The 20,344-nt window shown below is 42.1% G+C and carries 22 protein-coding genes; 16 read left to right on the forward strand and 6 right to left on the reverse strand.

Translation table 11 applies throughout. From position 1 onward, the window contains the following. The coding region (locus tag ADA55_RS30530; protein WP_048685267.1) for a hypothetical protein at positions 1 to 216 on the forward strand (216 nt) is incomplete at its 5' end. Here the strand turns inward: ADA55_RS30530 and ADA55_RS14965 are convergent. Beyond that, positions 185 to 592 carry a TspO/MBR family protein gene (locus ADA55_RS14965; protein ID WP_226990475.1) on the reverse strand — a complete coding sequence of 136 codons (408 nt, stop codon included), beginning with the start codon at positions 590 to 592 and terminating at the stop codon, positions 185 to 187. The genes ADA55_RS30530 and ADA55_RS14965 overlap by 32 nt on opposite strands. Before the next feature lie 169 nt (positions 593 to 761). Here ADA55_RS14965 and ADA55_RS14970 point away from each other — a divergent pair, with 169 nt between their 5' ends. Beyond that, positions 762 to 1,619: a DUF4349 domain-containing protein gene (locus ADA55_RS14970; RefSeq protein ID WP_048685269.1), complete on the forward strand. Its 858-nt coding sequence runs from the start codon at positions 762 to 764 to the stop codon at positions 1,617 to 1,619. A gap of 53 nt (positions 1,620 to 1,672) precedes the next feature. Here ADA55_RS14970 and ADA55_RS14975 read toward each other — a convergent pair whose 3' ends face one another. The 4 genes from ADA55_RS14975 to ADA55_RS14990 all read right to left on the reverse strand — a co-directional run bounded on the left by ADA55_RS14975 (position 1,673) and on the right by ADA55_RS14990 (position 6,432). Then, positions 1,673 to 3,040 (reverse strand): amino acid permease, encoded by a 1,368-nt coding sequence (locus ADA55_RS14975; RefSeq protein ID WP_048685272.1) that lies wholly within the window; start codon positions 3,038 to 3,040, stop codon positions 1,673 to 1,675. Positions 3,041 to 3,358: 318 nt separating this feature from the next. Next, entirely contained in the window at positions 3,359 to 4,516 is a 1,158-nt protein-coding gene (locus ADA55_RS14980; RefSeq protein WP_048685273.1) for an endonuclease, read from the reverse strand. Positions 4,517 to 4,716: 200 nt separating this feature from the next. Continuing rightward, entirely contained in the window at positions 4,717 to 5,064 is a 348-nt protein-coding gene (locus tag ADA55_RS14985) for a phage holin family protein (protein WP_048685276.1), read from the reverse strand. Positions 5,065 to 5,541: 477 nt separating this feature from the next. Next, entirely contained in the window at positions 5,542 to 6,432 is an 891-nt protein-coding gene (locus ADA55_RS14990; RefSeq protein ID WP_048685277.1) for a TetR/AcrR family transcriptional regulator, read from the reverse strand. 618 nt (positions 6,433 to 7,050) lie between these two features. Here ADA55_RS14990 and katA point away from each other — a divergent pair. The 4 genes from katA (at position 7,051) to ADA55_RS15005 (ending at position 10,860) form a co-directional block, all read left to right on the forward strand. Continuing rightward, the gene (gene katA / locus ADA55_RS14995; protein ID WP_048685282.1) at positions 7,051 to 8,505 is read left to right on the forward strand and encodes a catalase KatA; all 1,455 of its coding nucleotides are present in this window, start codon (positions 7,051 to 7,053) and stop codon (positions 8,503 to 8,505) included. A 198-nt stretch (positions 8,506 to 8,703) separates the two neighbouring features. Then, on the forward strand, positions 8,704 to 8,835 hold the full coding sequence (locus tag ADA55_RS31035) for a hypothetical protein (RefSeq protein WP_260089132.1): 132 nt from the start codon (positions 8,704 to 8,706) through the stop codon (positions 8,833 to 8,835). A gap of 138 nt (positions 8,836 to 8,973) precedes the next feature. After that, on the forward strand, positions 8,974 to 9,606 hold the full coding sequence (locus ADA55_RS15000) for a glycosyltransferase (protein ID WP_053087414.1): 633 nt from the start codon (positions 8,974 to 8,976) through the stop codon (positions 9,604 to 9,606). A 60-nt stretch (positions 9,607 to 9,666) separates the two neighbouring features. Beyond that, positions 9,667 to 10,860 (forward strand): M14 family metallopeptidase, encoded by a 1,194-nt coding sequence (locus tag ADA55_RS15005; RefSeq protein WP_048685287.1) that lies wholly within the window; start codon positions 9,667 to 9,669, stop codon positions 10,858 to 10,860. Positions 10,861 to 11,300: 440 nt separating this feature from the next. Here the strand turns inward: ADA55_RS15005 and ADA55_RS15015 are convergent, their stop codons facing one another. Next, positions 11,301 to 11,627 carry a hypothetical protein gene (locus ADA55_RS15015; protein ID WP_226990476.1) on the reverse strand — a complete coding sequence of 109 codons (327 nt, stop codon included), beginning with the start codon at positions 11,625 to 11,627 and terminating at the stop codon, positions 11,301 to 11,303. Between the two features lie 276 nt (positions 11,628 to 11,903). Between ADA55_RS15015 and purT the strand changes: the two genes are divergently transcribed. The 10 genes from purT to rpsN all read left to right on the forward strand — a co-directional run bounded on the left by purT (position 11,904) and on the right by rpsN (position 20,240). Beyond that, a complete protein-coding gene (purT, locus tag ADA55_RS15020) occupies positions 11,904 to 13,064 on the forward strand; it encodes a phosphoribosylglycinamide formyltransferase 2 (RefSeq protein ID WP_048685295.1) in 1,161 nt (386 codons plus the stop codon). A 677-nt stretch (positions 13,065 to 13,741) separates the two neighbouring features. Further along, entirely contained in the window at positions 13,742 to 15,109 is a 1,368-nt protein-coding gene (locus ADA55_RS15030) for an alkaline phosphatase (protein ID WP_048685299.1), read from the forward strand. 20 nt (positions 15,110 to 15,129) lie between these two features. Continuing rightward, the gene (locus ADA55_RS15035; RefSeq protein ID WP_048685302.1) at positions 15,130 to 15,777 is read left to right on the forward strand and encodes a DUF4352 domain-containing protein; all 648 of its coding nucleotides are present in this window, start codon (positions 15,130 to 15,132) and stop codon (positions 15,775 to 15,777) included. A gap of 103 nt (positions 15,778 to 15,880) precedes the next feature. Beyond that, on the forward strand, positions 15,881 to 16,033 hold the full coding sequence (locus ADA55_RS28535; protein ID WP_072272311.1) for a YpzG family protein: 153 nt from the start codon (positions 15,881 to 15,883) through the stop codon (positions 16,031 to 16,033). A 201-nt stretch (positions 16,034 to 16,234) separates the two neighbouring features. Further along, positions 16,235 to 16,615: a nucleotide excision repair endonuclease gene (locus tag ADA55_RS15040; protein WP_170946990.1), complete on the forward strand. Its 381-nt coding sequence runs from the start codon at positions 16,235 to 16,237 to the stop codon at positions 16,613 to 16,615. Positions 16,616 to 16,769: 154 nt separating this feature from the next. Continuing rightward, positions 16,770 to 16,940, forward strand: a complete 171-nt coding sequence (locus ADA55_RS29415) for a hypothetical protein (protein WP_153246133.1) — start codon at positions 16,770 to 16,772, stop codon at positions 16,938 to 16,940. Between the two features lie 388 nt (positions 16,941 to 17,328). Further along, on the forward strand, positions 17,329 to 18,522 hold the full coding sequence (locus ADA55_RS15045) for a GTP-binding protein (RefSeq protein ID WP_048685305.1): 1,194 nt from the start codon (positions 17,329 to 17,331) through the stop codon (positions 18,520 to 18,522). A gap of 22 nt (positions 18,523 to 18,544) precedes the next feature. Continuing rightward, the gene (gene rpmG, locus ADA55_RS15050) at positions 18,545 to 18,694 is read left to right on the forward strand and encodes a 50S ribosomal protein L33 (RefSeq protein WP_034310390.1); all 150 of its coding nucleotides are present in this window, start codon (positions 18,545 to 18,547) and stop codon (positions 18,692 to 18,694) included. A gap of 66 nt (positions 18,695 to 18,760) precedes the next feature. Further along, positions 18,761 to 19,930 carry an NAD(P)-binding domain-containing protein gene (locus tag ADA55_RS15055; RefSeq protein WP_048685310.1) on the forward strand — a complete coding sequence of 390 codons (1,170 nt, stop codon included), beginning with the start codon at positions 18,761 to 18,763 and terminating at the stop codon, positions 19,928 to 19,930. 40 nt (positions 19,931 to 19,970) lie between these two features. After that, complete coding sequence (rpsN, locus tag ADA55_RS15060) at positions 19,971 to 20,240, forward strand: 30S ribosomal protein S14 (protein WP_048685313.1); 270 nt, start codon at positions 19,971 to 19,973, stop codon at positions 20,238 to 20,240. Positions 20,241 to 20,344 lie beyond the last annotated feature (104 nt).

Below are 20,344 nucleotides of genomic sequence, written 5' to 3' on the forward strand. Positions count from 1 at the left end.
TGGGCATTTGCTCGTGAGTTTAGCAGGTTTACTCGTGAAATTGGGCATTTACTCGTGAGTTTAGCGGGTTTACTCGTGAAAATAGCACATTTACTCGTGAGTTTAGCAGATTTACTCGTGAAAAATGCACATTTACTCGTGAGTTTTCAACTTTTACTCGTGAAACTCAAAAAGGGAGCGCTCCTTAATATAAGGTGCGCTCTTTTTTGTGATTAATTGTTTCTGAAGCTAAACCTGATGTACGGTCTATTTTATAAAACTCGAATGCCGTCAATGTAATCAAGGTCAGCAGTGCAGCCATTTCAATAAAGGCTGTTCCGCGCAAGCCCCATTTGAAGAATAAAAAAGACCATAAGAAATTCAACCCTAGTTGAGTATCATAGAGGAGTTCAGCGGACTTCGATTCTTTTTCTTTGGATGCAATGCGATATTTCGCTATTCCCATAATCGTATAAAGGCTGGTCCAAGCAACGGGGAAAGTCCAGGAAGGAGGAGCAAAAGCAGGTTTCTTGAGTTTGTCATAAATTCCTTTTGAATCTCCTTGTGGCGAATATCCCCACAAGTGAACCACCAACGACAGGTACCAATACACTTTTAGCCAATTTTCCGTAGTTCATAATGCAATCCTCTTCTTTCTTCATTATTTGTATGTTCTTATACCTTTACCTTCGCACCTGAAAATAAAACATCCCCTTTATTCAAGAAGTGTAACTTTCTTCCAAACTTTACGTCGGTACTAGTAAGAAAAGGGGGGAATAGCGATGAACCATAAAACAATGATGCTCATGTTCAGTTTGTTCCTTTTACTTGCTGGATGCAGCAGTAACGAAAAAGATGATTCAGCATCGGAATCACAGGATGAAAAGGCGGAAAGTAAAATGGACGCTTCCATTTCCGGGAATAAGGTGCAGGAAGAAGCAGCGGAAAAGGAAGGGATGACGGATGAAAGAAAGGTCATCCATCAGGCCCAGCTTGAGTTGAAGGTGAAGAACCTTGAAAAGGCACAAATGAAGATTGAGAATAAGGTGGCTGAATATGGCGGATATGTTGTTGAGTCCAATGTATACAGGGAAGATGAAGAACTGGTGGAAGGAACGATCACTGTTCGGGTCCCTGAAGCCCATTTTCAGGATTTTCTAACCGATAGCGAGGGCGAGGCTTCAGAAGTGGTCGGAAGGAATGTGACAGGACAGGATGTAACGGAGCAATATGTGGATTTAAAAGCAAGGTTAAAGTCAAAGAGGGCAGTGGAGGAAAGGTTGCTTGCATTCATGAAGGATGCTGAGAAGACGGAAGATCTGCTGAAAATATCAGCCGATCTTGCCGTGGTGCAAGAAGAAATAGAGCAGCTGACCGGGCAAATCAAGTATCTTGAAAACCAGACTTCGTATTCGACCGTCACCATCACGTTATCACAGGATAGGATAGTTGTGCCGGGCATTGATAATAAGGAATTGAATACATGGGAGAGGACGAAGAAACAACTTGCAACGAGTGCGAATCTATTACTTAAAGCGGGTTCAGGAATCATTGTTTTTATAATAGGAAACTTGCCGATCCTCATTATTTTAGGAGGAGCTGGTGCGGTGGTCCATTGGGTGATCAAAAAGAAGGGGTAAAAGGTGAAGGAATGAAATAGAGGGTGCCAATTAGACTGGGCACCCTCTGCTATTTATCTTTTCCGTTTATGCAAGCCGGTCACATAATACAGGGCTACCAACAGTAGGATCCAAATCGGACCAACGATTAGAGCGATTCTTGTATCTGCTGAAAAACCGAGTACTATCATTACAAATACCAAAAAGGCTAAAGTGAAATAAGAAGTGAATGGGAAAAGAGGCATTTTGTAAGATAAGCCTTGTTTTTCTCCCTGACTCATTTTTCGTCTAGACATAATCTGTGTGACAAGTATCGTTCCCCATGTCCAGAGGGCGCCGAATGTAGCGACACTTGTGACGTAAGTGAAAACTTTATCGGCTTCCATGTAGTTAAGGTAAACGCCGAAAAGAAGTACGATAGCCGAAACGATAATGGCAACGCCAGGAACGCCTGACTTTGTTGTACGTTCGAAACTTTTTGGTGATTCACCTTGCTGTGCCAGGTTGAATAACATTCTTCCTGTACTGAAGATCCCGCTGTTACAAGATGAAAGGGCTGCTGTCAGTACGACAAACTGAATGATTCCGGCTGCGCCTGGTATACCGATTTTATCAAACATCATAACGAATGGGCTGTTTTCTCCATTCATTTCATCCCATGGAGTGATCGATAAAATGACCGTCAGAGCTAAAACGTAAAAAAGTAAAATCCGATAAAAAACGGTATCGATGGCTCTTTTTAAAGATTTTTCAGGGTTTTTAACTTCACCTGCGGTTACACCGAGCATTTCAATTCCCAAATAGGCGAACATGACCATTTGGAACGAGAGGATGACTCCAGAAATCCCATTAGGGAAAAATCCGCCATTTTCAACAAGGTTGCCGAAACCGACCGCGATTCCGCCGTTCCCCAAACCAAAGATGATCATTCCGAAACCAAGGACAATCATCAGGATGATCGTTACGATTTTAATAAGGGCGAACCAGAACTCCAATTCACCGTAAGCCTTTACAGCAAGAAAGTTAATCGTTGTCATGATGGCAAGTGCGGCTAATGCCCAAGCCCATTGCGGAGTATCAGGGAACCAAAATTGCATGTAGATTCCGACTGCCGTAATTTCAGCCATACAGGTGGCGATCCAAACGAACCAGTAATTCCATCCGGTTATATATCCGGCTAGAGGACCGACAAATTCGCTTGCGTAACGGCTGAAGGAGCCTGCGACTGGATTTTTTATTGCCATTTCACCTAGTGCACGCATGATAAGATAGATCATAAGTCCGCCAATGGCATAAGAAATGATGATTGCTGGACCGGCTAATTTAATCGCAGATGCCGAGCCGAGAAATAAACCGACTCCAATGGCTGCGCCAAGAGACATTAATGCGATATGTCTTTCTTCCAAACCTCTATGTAGTTGAGATTCTTTGGAGTTTTGCATAATTTTCCCCTTTTCTATGTTGGAGTTTAATTTTCTCTATCTAGCATTTTATCACTAGTAGAGGTGAATACATATTATTTATTGATTTTTCACATAATATTACAATTAAATAATATATTTTAATAGTTAGAATGTAAAGAAAAATATGAAAACGCTTACTAAGAAAGTGTTCCTAAGATTTTTAATCGTAATATAACCTTTCGAAACTAATTATAATGCTATACAAACAAAATATAATTATGTGATTTTTCTAAAAATTTAGACATTTGAAAGTGAAAAAAAGCTGTCCGAAGATAAGCAACAGCTTGATTCGTTTCATCATTGCCAGATGGCGGAGGCCCATTCAGGATGATCAATGAAAGGGTTGCGATTATGCTGATATTGATTATAAATGATCTCATTTCGGTTACGCTCGAAGGCATCTACAGGATCCTGTTCATTCCACTCCAGTAAGACAGCCAATTTACCATGATAAGGGGCTGTGCCATTATTCACTTGATTATTCAGCTCTAAATTGACTTCCCCTGCATCACCCTCGTAACGAACCGCCATATAAAACAGCATCCGGGCGACATCACCTTTGACGCTATCGCGAGGTTCCCACGAATCAGAATCATAGTAATTTCCTGTCGCCTCGGTATGTTCAGTACCTCCATTATCAAAGTCCAGGTTGTTTCTTGTACTGTTGACGGAGGCATCAGTAGGCCGAAGGTGATGCAGGTCGGTGCCGGGTCCTAAAGTGGTACCAAAATCACCATGTGATTTTGCCCATACATGCTCACGATTCCAATCATTAACACCTGATCCGTTCAGCGTTTTTCCTTGGGAACGCCCTGTATAAAGTAGAATGACATTATTGGCGTTATTCGGGTCCTCATCGGTTATCCGTAAAGCTTCCCAGACATTTGAATACGATATTTCCTTATGGTCATCGATGATTTCATGGAGGGCTTTCTTTAATGACGCCCCTGATTTGCCGCTGGCTGAATCATAGTATGAGCCAACCCCCGGTGTCTCCTGTTCTGGTGAATCATTCCCTGAAAACATGGCAGATACATCTTTTAAGCCTGGATGGGTGAAATAGGCACTCAGTGTACCGGTGACGGTGACTTTTTTCCCTTTTAATGCAGGATTTGTTTTTAACCCAAATTCTAAGCGGAAGGAGGATGGAATCTGAACATAAACCATATTGGCAATGTTTATTTCCGATGAGCTGTCTGCAAGTGCTATGGCATAATCATTCGGATAGCTGCTCGTAATGACGGTATTGGCTGACGTGGGCTGTCCTACCACATATCCACTGACCGTTTTAATCGTGCTGTCTTGATTCGTAATGGCTTGGGAAACGGAGTAAGGAGATGACGAGCTGCCATCGCCAGCTGCGGCTAGTGATGGAGTGATGAAAAGAGCGGGAATAAGGAAAGCGAGCACGAGTACAATGGACAGGGCAAATCTTGATTCATGTTTTGTGAACATGTGATTCCTCCATAATTCGATTCATACCCATTTCCAGAGAAATCGGCATGTATATGTAAAGTTATGGATATTAGCCGCTTTTTCCTTCTGGATTGTCAAAAATGAGAGAAAACAGCTAGAGATGCTTAGCGGAATTTAGTGAAATAGCCCGGGAAATATCGAAGGCTGTCATGGAAATGACATGAAAAACCGTCAGCATGCTACTGACGGTTTTTTTTACTCTGTTTTATAAGAAGACTTTGAATGAAACTCAATAACAATGATCCGATTAAAGCCCCCCAAAAAGAATCTATTACAAAGCCACTGACAACATAGGAAGTGATTTGGAATGTGAAGGCATTGATAATGAAAGAAAACAACCCGAACGTCAGGATGGTGATCGGCAATGTGATAAGTTGGAGGATGGGTCTAACCAGCAAGTTCATGATCGATAATATAAAAACCGCCAGCAAGGCAGTTCCGTAAGATTTAATCGTGATGGAGTCGAGAAGCCAGTCAATAACGAGCAATACCAGCCCGTTGATAAGAAAACGCATGATTATGTTCATGAAAAACTCCTCCTGAAGTCACTTTCTACAAGTCATTATACTAAAATTTGATGAATTTCAGTTATATGTTTGCAGAATTGTCACAAAAAAAAGAGGATACGATATGCATTCCCCCAGAATGGAAAGAACCCTTTTAAGGGTCATAAAAGAGTTCTTCTTTAAAAAACAGTCCAGTTGATTGGAACGGAAGGTACGAGACTCCTGCGGGGAAAGCGCGTACGGGAGACCCCACAGGCGCTTGCGCCGAGGAGGCTCCCGGACCGCCCGCGGAAAGCGAGTGCCTGTAGTGGAAATCAACGTTTCTTTTTACAAACCCTCAAAAAGGACGTTTCAGCTAGTTTTCTTCAATCCGTTGCGGATTTTATAAAACAGTAAAAAACCATGAAGGATAACTTGGTTTTTTTTATAAAATTATGGTTGGCGATAAGGCCAGTCCGAACCCCAAATGTCTACAAAATGGGATTCATTAGGTTCTCTTTAGTTGTTGGCAATGATCTTTTCGAATTCACTTAATTCCAAAGTGTTTTTTAATTTGGGATTTGTATTTAAGGAAAGCAGGGCACTTTCAATAAGAAAGGTTCGCGGTTCAACGTTTTGTAATAATTCCTCTTGGATAAAGTGAATCAATTTTAAGTTTTTAACCCGTTCCGCTTCATCATCTTGGCAAAGCCTCAAGATCATCTTTTTTAGGTCATTTGCAGAGTGCAGGAGTGCTGTATGAAAATCCTGCTGGTTATGGAAGCACTCAGGCAGCCATTGCTTGATGAGATCGGGTTCCAAAAGCTGTGCATTTGACTTGCTGACATCTTCGAAAATCGATTTAATCCTATCGACACAATAACGGATAATTTCAGTAGGGTTGAACTCGGGCTCTTTAGCCAAGGCATTAAAATGAATCGTTTGATGCATCATTCCCGAGTAAAGAATGGCACAGTCCAAAATATAAGGTTTTTTATCAGCACCGAAAATGTCCAGAAACCGTTTTGATAACCAATGGATATGCTGGAATTTAGCATGTGTTATGAAGTTCTTAAGTTCGCTATCATTTGAAATCATTACTTCTTCATATAAGAAAAAGATTTTGTTGTTTTTGTTTGAGTGCATTTGTAATTCTGATTGTTTGATGAATATTTCAATATCTGCAAGGTTTTGCCCAATCAGCAATTCATTCCGCTCTTTTTCGAATTTTTCTTGCGAAGTTAGGAAGACTGCCTTAAGCAATTCGCTTTTAGAAGAAAAATAGTTATAAAATGTTCCTTTTGAAATGCCGCTATAATCTAAAATATCCTGAATGGAAGTTGCTTGGTAACCCTTTTCAATAAATAATTGGTGCGCATATTTAACTACCAGTTGTTTGCGCTCATTCATATATATCACCCTTACTCTTATTGGACGGTCATTTTAACGTAATAGTATCTTATTTTCTATATGAACACAAACCGGTATGTTTACAAATTCTCTAGCAAAATAAGGGGGATGGCCATTTGTTTCAGCGGATTCAGGAAGGGTTCTGCTGAAAGATAGGGTTCACAAAAGCAATGAAAAATTCAGTTTCTATGCATCCGGCTATTCGCCATTCTGTAAATAAATGCTGACGAAGTGAACAAAGTCACAGGAGAACACTTCGGTTTGTTATAAGATGAATAGAAGAAAAGGGTGAAGTAGCGCAAAGTATCTATGATTATTCGTTAACCATTCTCGATTGCTATCCCATTGGTAGGAGAAATGATAAAATCACTCGTCATGAAGGAAAATCGCCTATAAGGGTCGTATACCATTATTAGGAATGTAATTATGTGAATAGGTTGTTCCATCAGCGTTTGTACCTTTTGAACTATCCATATTATGGATGTGTTTGGAGTTATATCATCAGCGAGTGAATAATGAATTGATTATTATATTAAAATTATTATAAATAAGTATTGATTTTTTTCTGAGAAGCTTTATCATTATATACATAAATAATAATGAAAAGGTGGTTCAATTATGTCGAATAAGAAAAACCTTACTACAAGCTGGGGAGCCCCAGTTGGAGACAATCAAAACTCTATCACTGCCGGCGAACGCGGCCCTGTGCTCATTCAAGATGTACACTTATTGGAAAAGCTAGCTCACTTCAACCGTGAACGTGTCCCTGAACGTGTGGTTCATGCGAAGGGTGCCGGTGCATACGGTACTTTCGAAGTAACGAACGACCTTTCTCAGTACACGAAAGCTAAGCTTTTCAATGGTGTGGGCAAGAAGACAGATCTTTTTATCCGTTTCTCCACAGTTGCAGGTGAATTGGGTTCTGCAGATACAGTCCGTGACCCGCGTGGATTTGCAGTTAAATTCTACACCGAAGAAGGAAACTACGATATCGTCGGTAATAATACACCAGTATTCTTTATTCGCGATGCGATTAAATTCCCCGACTTCATCCATACACAAAAGAGAGATCCTAAAACACATTTGAAAAACCCTACGGCTGTTTGGGATTTCTGGTCACATTCACCGGAATCTCTGCACCAAGTGACGATCCTGATGTCCGATCGGGGCATTCCTGCTACACTTCGTCATACACATGGTTTCGGTAGCCACACATTTAAATGGGTGAATGCTGAAGGAAAAGGCGTTTGGGTGAAATACCACTTCAAAACAGAACAGGGCATCAAAAACCTTGATGTGGATCTTGCTGCAAAACTAGCAGGTGAAAACCCTGATTACCATACGGAAGATCTTTTCAATGCGATTGAAAAAGGGGACTTCCCTGCCTGGAAATTATATGTTCAAATCATGCCTCTGGAAGATGCGGATACATACCGTTTCGATCCATTCGATGTGACGAAGGTATGGTCTCAAAAAGATTATCCGCTGATTGAGCTTGGCCGTATGGAATTGAACAGAAATCCTGAAAACTACTTTGCTGAAGTAGAGCAAGCCACATTCTCACCGGGAACATTCGTACCGGGAATTGAGGCTTCCCCGGACAAGATGCTTCAAGGGCGTCTATTCGCATACGGAGATGCACACCGTTACCGTGTGGGCTCGAATCATAACCAGCTTCCGGTTAACCGTCCGAAAGTGGAAGCGAACAATTATCAGCGTGACGGCTTCATGCGTGCAGATGACAATGGCAAGGGATCTGTTTATTATGAGCCGAATAGTTTTGGCGGCCCTGCCGAATCAGAGGAAAATAAAGTCACTCCTTTCGAGGTGACCGGGAAAGCTGCACAAGTTGGTCATAATAGTGATGATCACTACACTCAAGCAGGCGACTTATACCGTCTATTGAGTGCCGAAGAGAAAACGCGCCTTGTTGACACGATCGTGGGCGCAATGAAACCTGTGGAATTAGAGGAAATCAAGCTTCGTCAAATTGGTCATTTTTATAAAGCCGATCCGGAATACGGAACGCGCATAGCCGAAGGTTTAGGTTTATCTGTACCGCAAGAAGTGTAAAATATGAAACTCCCAATCTAGTAAATGCAAACAGGCATCCATTCATGAATGGATGCCTGTTTTGTGTACACAGGACGCCGTTTTTAAATGACACCCGACAAGTTCGGTAAGAATATTTAGTTATAAATGTCTTCAGGGAAAGTCTTGCAGTCAGATTAATTGGGGGCCAGTCAAGATTAACAGTAAAGGGTGGTATTAATGACCAGTAAAAAGGTTCGGGTGTTAGTGGGCAGTCCAATTTACCAAAAACCACATATTTTACAAAAGTTCTCTGCTTTCACTCAAACGGTTGGATGCGGAGGGGAAGGAACTTGCCTATTTCTTCATTGATGACGATGAAGATGAGCGATCAAGCAAGATGCTCGAAGATTTCAGTCAGGAGCAGAACAATGTCAAATTACTGGCATCCAATCAAAGCGATATTTATGTGTGTAATGGCACTACCCATTAATGGAATGAAAATCTGGTATGGAAGGTCGCGGATTTCAAAAAGATGAAGCCGTGATTATTGATGACGGCAGCACGGACAATTCCGCAGAGGTTTGTTTAGAGGTTTTGAATGGGATGCCGGTGCGTATCATCAGAAATGCTATCTCCAAGTTCTCCAATGAAATTGAACTTCGTAAAATGCAATGGAAAGAGACGGTGAAGTCAAATCCCGAGTGGATATTAAATCTTGACGCCGATGAAGTGTTTAAAAATAGATTCAAAGAGGAAGTCAGGCAGCTGATAAGCGATCAAGAAGTGGATGTATATTGCTTCCGGTTATATGACTTTTGGAATGAAACCCATTACAGGGAGGATGAACACTGGTTCGCTCACCAGTATTGCCGGCCGTTCCTGGTCAGATATCGGGAGGGGTTTGAATGCAAATGGAACGATAGGCCGCAGCATTGCGGTAGATTTGCAGAAAATGTCTTTGAATTGCCTCACAAGTTATCCGACATACGATTGAAGCATCTGGGCTGGGTCAAAAAAGAAGATCGGATGGCGAAATTCAAAAGATATCGGGAATTAGACCCTGATGGTACGTATGGAAGTAATGAGCAATATCAAAGCATTCTGGATGAAAAACCCAATTTGATTTGTTTTGAGGAGTGACTTTTGCTTTGGCAATAATTGAATCGAATCTGCATACATTTGGTTAAGAGGAGGTGCAGTATGGACGTTTTTGTGCGGCAAAATGATTCCTTGTGGTATTATAGCCAATTATTCAAGGTTAATTACCAACTTATCATTGATTCCAATAGTGGGATTGATCCACTTGCACTTATGATTGGCCAACAAATCAAAATACCTGGCTTTACGACGACCGGCTATAGTATAAAGCAAGGTGATTCGTTATGGGCAATTGCCAGGTCACGCAATCTTTCATTGGATGCCTTATTTTTAGTTAATCCCAATCTCAACCCGAATGCCTTGCAAGTCGGTCAGACAATTTCTGTGCCATTAAGGATTACGTGGAGGCTCATTCAAGGAAATCGGGAATATGATTATGGGACGATGATGACCGATGTTAGACGTTTGAAAACAATCTATCCATTTATAAAAACCTCCCCCATCGGGGACTCCGTGCTTGAAAGGGATATCCCCGAAGTTCTGATTGGAAATGGCAACAAACGAGTTCACTATAATGGTTCCTTTCATGCGAATGAGTGGATAACGACGCCTGTGATCATGACCTTTTTAAATGATTATTTACTCGCAATCACGAATCAGGCTGACATCCGCGGTCTAGATATGTTTCCCTTTTATCAACAGACGATGCTGTCGATCGTCCCAATGGTGAATCCGGACGGAGTGGAGTTGGTTTTGAAAGGACCGCCTGCAGATGAGTCTTTGAGAGGACGGCTCATCGAATGGAATAATGGCAGCGAAGACTTCTCTGGCTGGAAAGCCAATATCAATGGTGTGGATCTGAATGATCAATTTCCCGCCGAATGGGAACTGGAGCAAGCCCGTAATAATGTAACGGAGCCAGGTCCGGCTAATTATCCAGGGGAAGGGCCGCTTACACAGCCAGAGGCCATTGCAATGTCAGAGTTGACAAAAAAACGTGATTTTGGCAAAGTCCTTGCGTTCCACACCCAAGGAGAGGTGATTTTTTGGGGGTTTGAAGGTTTGGAACCACCCGAGTCGGAAACGATAGTCAATGAGTTTGCGAGGGTCAGTGGATATGAGCCTGTCAAATCCGCCAATAGTTATGCAGGGTATAAGGATTGGTTCATTCAGGATTGGCGCAGGCCGGGATTTACCGTGGAGCTGGGCAAAGGAACGAATCCCCTTCCCATATCACAGTTCGATGAGATTTATCAGAAGTCGCTTGGGATTTTCTTGGCAGGGTTATATATGTGAAATCTGACCAAATGAAAAAGCTCAACTCCGTTTCCATGGGGTAGAGCTTTTTAGTCTTATAAACTATCAGACTTGAAACGATGAGGGCTGCTGCAAAAAATAAGTAAAGTTATGCTTTACTTATCGATTGCATGATTAACTCGCTTTTTAGCTTGAAATGAACGGACATTTTCCATGCCCCGGTGATTTTGCAGCCCCTACCAAAAGGAAATCTAATAGTATTACGGTAAAGAAGTTTACCTTCCTTAGCGCTAGTATTGGCCCCACCTACGCCAGATACTGTGACGGCCACGCATGCCATCCAACCTAATTTCATTATAATAGAAAGCGCTTACATTTTCAAAAGTAATCGTATTGCAAATTTCGACATTCGTATAAGTGTCCCTTACCAGTAGGTGGAGAATGGGCATATTACTGATAAGGGCCCTATAAGATTCAGGTTAATCTGCAATGAATTCCTGTAGCTTTTGCCTTAGGCCACCATTGCCGAATTTAATGAACTTTGTCTTTCCGGCTTCCTGTTCCGAGGTAGAAGCGAAATCCAAAAAGGCTAAAAGGTTGATCCGGCGGTGAAGAATATGGACAATGCCGTATTCATAGAACCAATGATCGATCGTGTTGTAAACCCCTCTATTCAGTCGATATTTCTGCTGGCACCAGTGGAAAAATAGTCTGTCAGGAAGATTAAGGTACTCCATGTCTTCTAAGCCCCCATTTTTCTTCTCATTCATGACAGGGGAAATGGTCCTTAGCAATTCCTTTTGCATAGTAAACTCCTCCCTCATTGATAAAAACGAAAAAACCCCCTATTCCTGTTGAATAGAGAGCCTCCAGTAGACTAGTCAGCTTATATATATTCCTTATATAAAAGCAGTATAAAGTGTATTAATCCTATTTGTCAAGTTGGTATTTGATAACGGGAAATAAATATATTCATTTCCTGTTTTCAGTGTGATTTTAAATGAAAATACGAATAAATATTTATGTTTATTCGTTTATAGTTCGTATATAATGTTTTTGAGGAATTAAGGAGGAGAGACTGAATGTATAAATCGAAAAAGATTTTATTATTGGGCTCGGGTGAATTGGGGAAAGAGGTCATACTTGAAGCTCAGCGACTTGGTGTGGAGACCGTTGCTGTAGACCGCTATGAACATGCCCCTGCCATGCAAGTCGCTCATCGCAGTTATGTGATCGATATGCTGGATGCGGAACAACTAAGGGGAGTTGTAGAGAAAGAACAACCCGATTTGATTGTACCGGAGATAGAAGCCATCGCCACATCCGAATTAGTCAAGTTGGAAGAGGAAGGCTTTCAAATCATTCCGACAGCAAGAGCCGCTAAATTGACGATGGATCGTGAAGGGATCAGGAGGCTGGCTTCTGAAACGCTGGAGATTCCGACAGCAGCCTACAAATTCGCAAACACCTATGAAGAATTTGTCCAAGCTGCCAAGGAAGTTGGGTTTCCCAATGTCGTCAAACCTCTGATGAGTTCTTCAGGTAAAGGGCAAAGTGTGTGCCACACGGAAGGTGACCTGGAGGATTGCTGGAAAATCGCGATGGAAGGCGGCCGGGTTCAAAATGGACGGGTGATCATTGAAGAATTTATCCGTTTTGATTCGGAAATCACGCTGCTTACTGTCCGGACCGTAAATGGTACCATGTTTTGTGCTCCCATCGGTCACATTCAGCAGGGCGGGGATTATATTGAATCCTGGCAGCCGCATAATATGACAGAAGCACAAATAATGGAAGCGAAAAGAATTGCCCATGCCATTACGGATGAACTTGGCGGGTACGGATTATTCGGGGTAGAGCTTTTCCTCTCAGGGGATAAAGTCTATTTCAGTGAAGTTTCCCCACGTCCGCACGATACGGGGCTAGTGACATTGGTGACTCAGAATTTGTCCGAGTTTGCCCTTCATATTCGGGCGATTCTAGGATTCCCCATCCCGGAAATCAAGCTGATCAGTCCGGGTGCCAGCCGTCCATTAAAAGCGCAAGATGAGTTATCGGAATATTCAATAGTCGGTGTTGAACAGGCCTTGGCTTTACCTAATACACAAGTGCGTCTTTTCGGAAAACCTGTTACAAAGGCAGGTAGAAGGGTTGCGGTCGCCCTGTCGTCTGCCGATTCCATCGAGGTGGCGAGAGTGAATGCGGCCCGTGCTTTGGAATGTTTAGTTGTAGAGAAAGAATAGTGAAAAAAGCGCTCTTTGAATGGAGCGCTTCAGCTTGCCGACAAGAGGGAGCGGATTTCTTAAATCAAATGGAACATGATCTTCACTCCAGGTACTCGCTTTCCGCGGGCGGTCCGGAAGCCTCCTCGGCGCCATTTGCGCCTGTGGGGTCTCCCTTGGACACGTTTTTCCCGCAGGAGTCTCGTACCTTCCATTCCAATCAACTGGAATGGTTTTTAAAGTAAAACGTAGGCTGGTCTCATCCCGAACGGTTTAAGAATAGTTTGTGCTTCATGATTTTCCTGCCGAATAACTGGCTAGCCGAAACTCCGCTAGATGCTTGCGACAGGAGGTTTGACAGTCAGTCGGCGAAAAAAAGCGGATTTTCGAAAAAAATGTAACGTTTCTCAAAGATGACTTTGTCTGCTGTTCTACTCTAAAGCATCCTTATTCGGATGCTTTATTTTTTTTCTCCATTAATAGCACATTAAACTCCTAAAAACCACCCGATTTGAAGACGTTGAATGGCCTGTAATATACCCCAGCTACTGATGATTTCCCTGAATAACCAATTCCGCATGCTGTCTTTACTTTGTCTTAACAATTATCCTGTCGCTTTTTTACATAGCCTTGACATTGAGTTCATTTTCTTCACCTATAGTTAAATTAAATAGATAACATTACGGGAGGTCATTCATTTGAATCGCACTTGGAGGAAAAAGGTCTTACCCATCACGCTCGTTTCTGCATTGGCATTTGGAAGTTTATCATGGTCCGGTGCGGATCGTGTTTCGGCAAAGGGGAACCCAAATAAAGAACCGGAAATCAAGAACGTTATTTTCCTGATCGGTGACGGCATGGGTGTTTCCTATACCTCCGCTTACCGGTATTTAAAAGATAATCCTGGTACGAAGGTGGCAGAGCGGACAGAGTTTGATAAATACTTGGTTGGCCAGCAGATGACTTACCCAGAAGACTCTGCACAAAATATAACGGATTCAGCTTCAGCCGCTACGGCAATGTCTGCAGGAGTGAAGACTTATAACGCTGCCATTGCAGTGGATAATGATAAATCCGAAGTCAAAACCGTATTGGAAGCAGCAAAGGAAAAAGGAAAAGCGACGGGATTGGTTGCCACTTCGGAAATCACACATGCTACGCCTGCATCTTTTGGCGCCCATGATGAAAATCGGAAAAACATGAATTCAATCGCAGACGATTATTATAACGAATTAATAAAAGGCAAACATAAAATTGACGTCCTATTGGGCGGTGGGAAGTCCAATTTTGTCCGGCCTGATGTCAATTTGGCGAAAGCCTTCGAAAAAGATGGTTACAGTTATGTGACGGATAAAAATCAAATGTTTAAGGACAAAAATGAACAGGTCCTTGGTTTATTCGCTTCTGAAGGACTTCCGAAAATGATTGACCGCCCAAGTGAAACGCCTTCTTTGGCAGACATGACAAGTTCGGCGATCCAGCGCTTGAATAAAGATAAAGATGGATTCTTCCTTATGGTCGAGGGAAGCCAGGTCGATTGGGCAGGACATGATAATGATATCGTAGGTGCAATGAGTGAAATGGAAGACTTTGAAAAAGCATACAAAGCGGCCATGGAATTTGCGAAGAAAGACAAACATACCTTAGTGGTGGCTACGGCGGATCACTCTACAGGAGGATTCTCGATCGGAGCAAAAGGAATATATAACTGGTACGGTGAGCCAATCAAGGCAGCCAAACGCACTCCTGACTTCATGGCGGATGCCATCGTCAAAGGCGCTGATGTCGAAAAGACGTTAAAGCAGTATATTAACCAAAATGTAGTGAAGCTAACTGACGGTGAAATCAAAACGGTAACTGAAGCTGCCAAATCAAAAAATGTGACGAATGTCGATAATGCCATCGAATCCATATTCGATAACCGTACCAATACTGCCTGGACTACTGGGGGACATACGGGTGAAGATGTTCCGGTCTACGCATACGGGCCATATAAAGAACGTTTTGCCGGGCAAGTCGATAACACGGATCAAGCCAAAATCATTTTTGAGCTATTAAAGAAATAATGACTTCAGGGAGGGATTCAATGAACAGACTGATGATCGGTGCCCTGTTATTAACGGCATTTGGTGCTCTTAATACCCAACCAGCTTACGAAGAAGAAACAACAGCTAAAGAAAAAACAGAGGAAATTGCACGACCACTGGAAAAAAAGGATGTCTATGTTCCGAATCCGCAGCTTCCTGATGATATAAACTTGAACCAAATCGGTCAGAATGTTTCCGATGCCAAAGGCGAATTAACTTTGAAGGCCTATAAAAAAGTGAATGAAACGTTGAATGTTGGCCCGATCGAGGTTAAAGTCAAGGAAATGAAAGTGATGCATGCCACTCCGGATTACAGCATGATCGATTTCTTCCACGGCTATACGCATGATGAAGATTTCGATATCGTAAAAGTGAACGTGGAAATCAAAAACAATTCGGATAAAAAAATTAAGTTTTCGCCAGTTGCTTTCCTTGAAACGGACAGAGGAGAACATCTGACATGGGAAGATGAGATCTATTTGGAAGAACTTACTGGTGAAATAGAAGGAAACGGTTCAAAAAGCGGAAACATTGGTTTCATTCTAAATGATGGAAACATAAAAGGCATATCCGTCATGTCAAGTGATGCGGTGGATGACGAAGGGAAAGTCCTTGCAAAAGGCAAGTCAGCTGAATTCGCTTTTTAAAGAATATGTATAAATGGCTTGGAAAAATAAAATACTAGAACAAGTGATGGGGATTACTATCACTGAACGGAATATCCAAATCCTAATGATGAGGTGACACAGAATGAGCTATAAAGATCAATTAGATCCACATTCTCAAAAGTTTCACCATAATTGGACAAGACCTAAGCGTTCAAAATCTCAAGTTAATGGCCACACGCAAGAATCACAAACAAACATTATACTAAGAAGCAATGCAAAGGCTCACAGGTGGTAACGGATATTTCCGATAAAGAAGGAGGCTCCCAGCGAGTCTTCTTCTTTATATTTAGAATCATCTTAAACCAATCAAGGCATACATGGCTTTTCATTCATAATTATGATACCATTTACCTTTAAGATTGAAGTGATTGGCTTGGCGTGAAACCGTATTTTGATTCCGATTGAAAGTTTCACTTTATACAAATAGAGGACGTGAATAGTAATGATTAAAATTGAAATCCCTGCAGCGGATATAAGCATCAAACAAAGAAAGCAAGTTATAGAAGGAGACGAAGCTGTCATTCCTGAAATTTACGGGTTTATCGATTTTCATTTGATTCCCCGTGATAAAGGCGGCATCATCTTGTTTTACAATGAGAATGATGAACTGATTTTTGTCGGTAAAGCCCGTAAATTAAGACCAAGGGTCAAGAAGCACTTTGAGGATAATGTTTCTCCGATTAAAGAGCATCGTAATGAAGTCAAGAAAATTGACATTCTTTTAGTCGAAGACGCTATGGAACGTGAAATCTATGAAACGTATATGATCAATAAGCTTCATGCTAAATACAACGTCGATAAAGTGTTCTATAAATAAGAAACACCTATGAAAAGCTGACTGCATATGCACTCAGCTTTTTTGTGTTTATATATGTACAGAAATAATTTCGTACATTTACAGCAGCTACATGTTAGGTTAACAATGTTGGTTTATATTTAGAGTATTCCAATACATTCTCAGGAGGAAGCTATTGAAGAAAATACTTTGTAAAAAGGTGTTAGTTATCTCGATCGGGACAGTGATTGCCTTTGGGAATTTAACGTGGTCCGTATCACAAGCTTCTAAACTGGCGAAACAGAGAGAGATTGAAACTTTTGAACAAAAGACAGTAACATCTTCAGGGTGGGAAATGGCGGAATAAGCACAATGGCCAATAATTTTTTTCTCGATTTGCAACAAAGAAAAAGAAAAATGTATTGGATAATGAAACTTTGTTAATGATCAGCTGCTTGTAAATATAGAAGTACATTAAAATGATAAAGCTGCAATGGAGGTTCCATACACATGATGTAATGTGTGATTGGGCTTCCATTTAATTTTTTTGGTTTAATGTCAGCCCCTTTCATTTATCCGTGTGTCGGAGCAAGCGTGGAGAAGTATTCGGAGGAAATTTTGAAAAAAACTTGCAAATAGTAATGATTACGTTTTATTATTAGAGAGTGTTTTACATGGGTGATGGCTTCGGTTTTTAAATCGTAATGATTTTGATTTACTTACAGTAAAGAAATCAGGTAAAGGAGTGGTAAGGGATGGAGATGAAGAAAATTCCGGTTACGGTACTGAGTGGATACCTTGGTGCGGGAAAGACGACGCTTTTGAATCATATTCTTGAAAATCGGGATGATCTGAAGGTTGCCGTCATCGTTAATGATATGAGTGAAATCAATATTGATGCTTCGCTGGTCAAACAGGGAGGGTTTACCCGGACGGATGAAAAACTGGTGGAAATGCAGAATGGCTGCATTTGCTGTACGCTTCGTGAGGATTTGATGATTGAAGTGGAGAAATTGGCGAAACAAGGGGACATCGATTATATCGTGATTGAATCGACTGGGATAAGCGAACCGGTACCTGTAGCCCAAACCTTCTCCTATGTTGATGAAAGCATGGGAATTGATTTATCGGAATCTTGCCGGCTTGATACGATGGTCACCGTTGTTGATGGGTATAATTTTTGGCAAGACTTCACTTCCGGAGAAACGCTTATTGACAGGATGCAGGCATCTGATGCTGCGGATGGCAGGGAAGTGGTCGATCTACTAATAGATCAGATAGAGTTCGCCAATGTCATCCTGTTAAATAAAATCGATCTGATGGATGCTGATGCCGTTGCGGAATTGAAGGCGGTTCTTCATAAAGTGAATGCCGATGCGAGAATTATCGAAACAAACCATTCCAAGGTGCCGCTAAAGGATGTATTGAATACACATTTATTTGATTTTGAAGAGGCAAGCCAAGGAGCGGGCTGGATAAAGGAATTGAATGAAGAGCATATCCCGGAGACCTTGGAGTATGGGATTTCTTCCTTCGTTTACAGGAGGGGGGTACCCTTTCATCCCGAACGGCTGATGGAGTGGTTGGAAAACTGGCCCGTACAAGTGGTGAGGGCGAAGGGATTCCTTTGGCTGGCATCGAGAAATGATACGGCAGGCTTGCTTTCACAGGCAGGAGCGTCATTGACTTTACAAGCAGCCGGTAAATGGATTGCAGCTTACCCTGAAGAAGAACAGCGCCAAATTTTAAAGGAAGCACCTGAATTATTGGAACGGTGGAATGCGGTATACGGTGACAGGATGACGGAGCTTGTGATGATTGGCATTCAAATGGATCAACAGGAAATCGAAACTGAATTAGATCAATGCTTATTGACGGAAATGGAGATGCAGCAGGATTGGTCTCTTTATGAAGATCGATTGCCTGCATTTACGGAAATCGTTCATTAAAAAACTTTAGGAGGAAATAAAAATGAGAGTAAACATTACGTTAGCATGCACAGAGTCAGGGGACCGAAATTATATTACAACGAAAAACAAGCGGAATAACCCGGACAGGATCGAATTGAAAAAGTACTGCCCGCGATTGAAGAAACACACGCTTCACCGTGAAACGAAGTAGTTTTAAGGTTTAAATCGTAATGATTATGTTTTATCGAAGAGAATGGATGTAAAAGGAGGGAAGTTCATGTTGGAATGGATCATTGTTGGCGGAGGCATTCAAGGTATGACGATGGCTGCATTTTTACTTAAGTCAGGAAAAACGACGGTGGACCAGCTGGCGATTGTCGATAGAAATGAAGAACCATTGTCAAGATGGAAGCAGTGTACGGAAGTCATTTCAATGCCATATTTACGTTCTCCATCCGTACACCATCTGGATGTGAATCCCTTCAGCCTGCAGAAATATGTGGAGAAGGCAGACTGGAAAAATAACTTTTACGGCCAATATAAGCGGCCATCCCTACAATCTTTCAATGAACATTGTGTTCACTTGGCTGATGATTTAACCATTAAGCAGGCATGGGTGCAAGGGGAAGTCATCTCTGCATGCAAAACGGGACAGGGCTGGGAAATCCAATTGCAAAACAAGCGACGGCTTGAGGGGCAAAAACTTGTGATTTCAATTGGTATTGGCGAACAGCCTTATTGGCCTGAATGGGCACGGCAATTCAAACAAGAGCATGGGGGTCCCGTTTACCACATATTCGATGAAAATATTCCGGAGCTGACACAATTACAAGGACCCATCACGATCATTGGGGGCGGCATATCTTCTGTCCATCTCGCTTTAAAGCTGAGTAATATCTATCCACATGATGTGACGGTCCTGAAGCGGCATCCTTTTAGAATTCATGATTTCGACAGTGATCCCGGTTGGTTGGGGCCGAAAAAACAGCGACCTTTCCGTGCTATATCCAGCTTTCAAAAAAGACGCGAGACCATTATCCAGGCCCGTAATAAGGGATCCATCCCACCTGACTTACATAAAGCGCTGATGAATCAGGTTAAACAGGGATTATTGCGTGTCATGGATGTTGAGGTGAAAAGCGCTGTGTGGAAGGATGGGCATATCAGCCTCAGGGATAAAAACGAAAAGGTCATTCAACAAACAGGGACGATTCTTTTAGCGACCGGCTTTAAGTCAACATTGCCAGGGAAGGATTGGCTGACGCCAGTCATCCGGTCGCATGATTTACGCTGCGCGGAATGTGGTTATCCAATTGTATCGCAGTCGTTGCAGTGGGGACCTGGCTTATATGTCACGGGTGCACTGGCTGAACTTGAAATGGGACCGATATCCAGGAATATATCGGGAGCAAGACAGGCAGCGGAACGAATTGTGAATAGTTTATAGATTTTTCATACATTCAAGATCTTAAAAAAGGAGAATATAAATGGCGAAAAAATCCAAGGTGATAAAAGCGCAAAAACAGTTGGCAATGGTCGAAAAGTATGCAGAACTTAGAAAGGAATTGAAGGAGAAAGGGGATTATGCCGCATTGGCCAAACTCCCTTGTGATTCCTCGCCGACAAGGGTTCACAATCGTTGTGGAGTAACGGGGAGGCCCCGTGGATATATGCGCAAATTCAACATGTCGCGTATCGTTTTTAGGGAACTTGCTCATAAAGGGCAACTGCCGGGTGTCAAAAAGTCAAGCTGGTGAAGCGGGGAGTTCTAGATCATTCATAAGAAAAGGAGCCCTTGTTAAAGAAGGGCTCCTCAGTTTGTAGACAAAAGGGGTTCGGAATTAAAAAATTCTGAACCCCT

Source organism: Bacillus sp. 220_BSPC (assembly GCF_001054655.1).
GTDB classification, from domain to species: domain Bacteria; phylum Bacillota; class Bacilli; order Bacillales; family DSM-1321; genus Peribacillus; species Peribacillus frigoritolerans.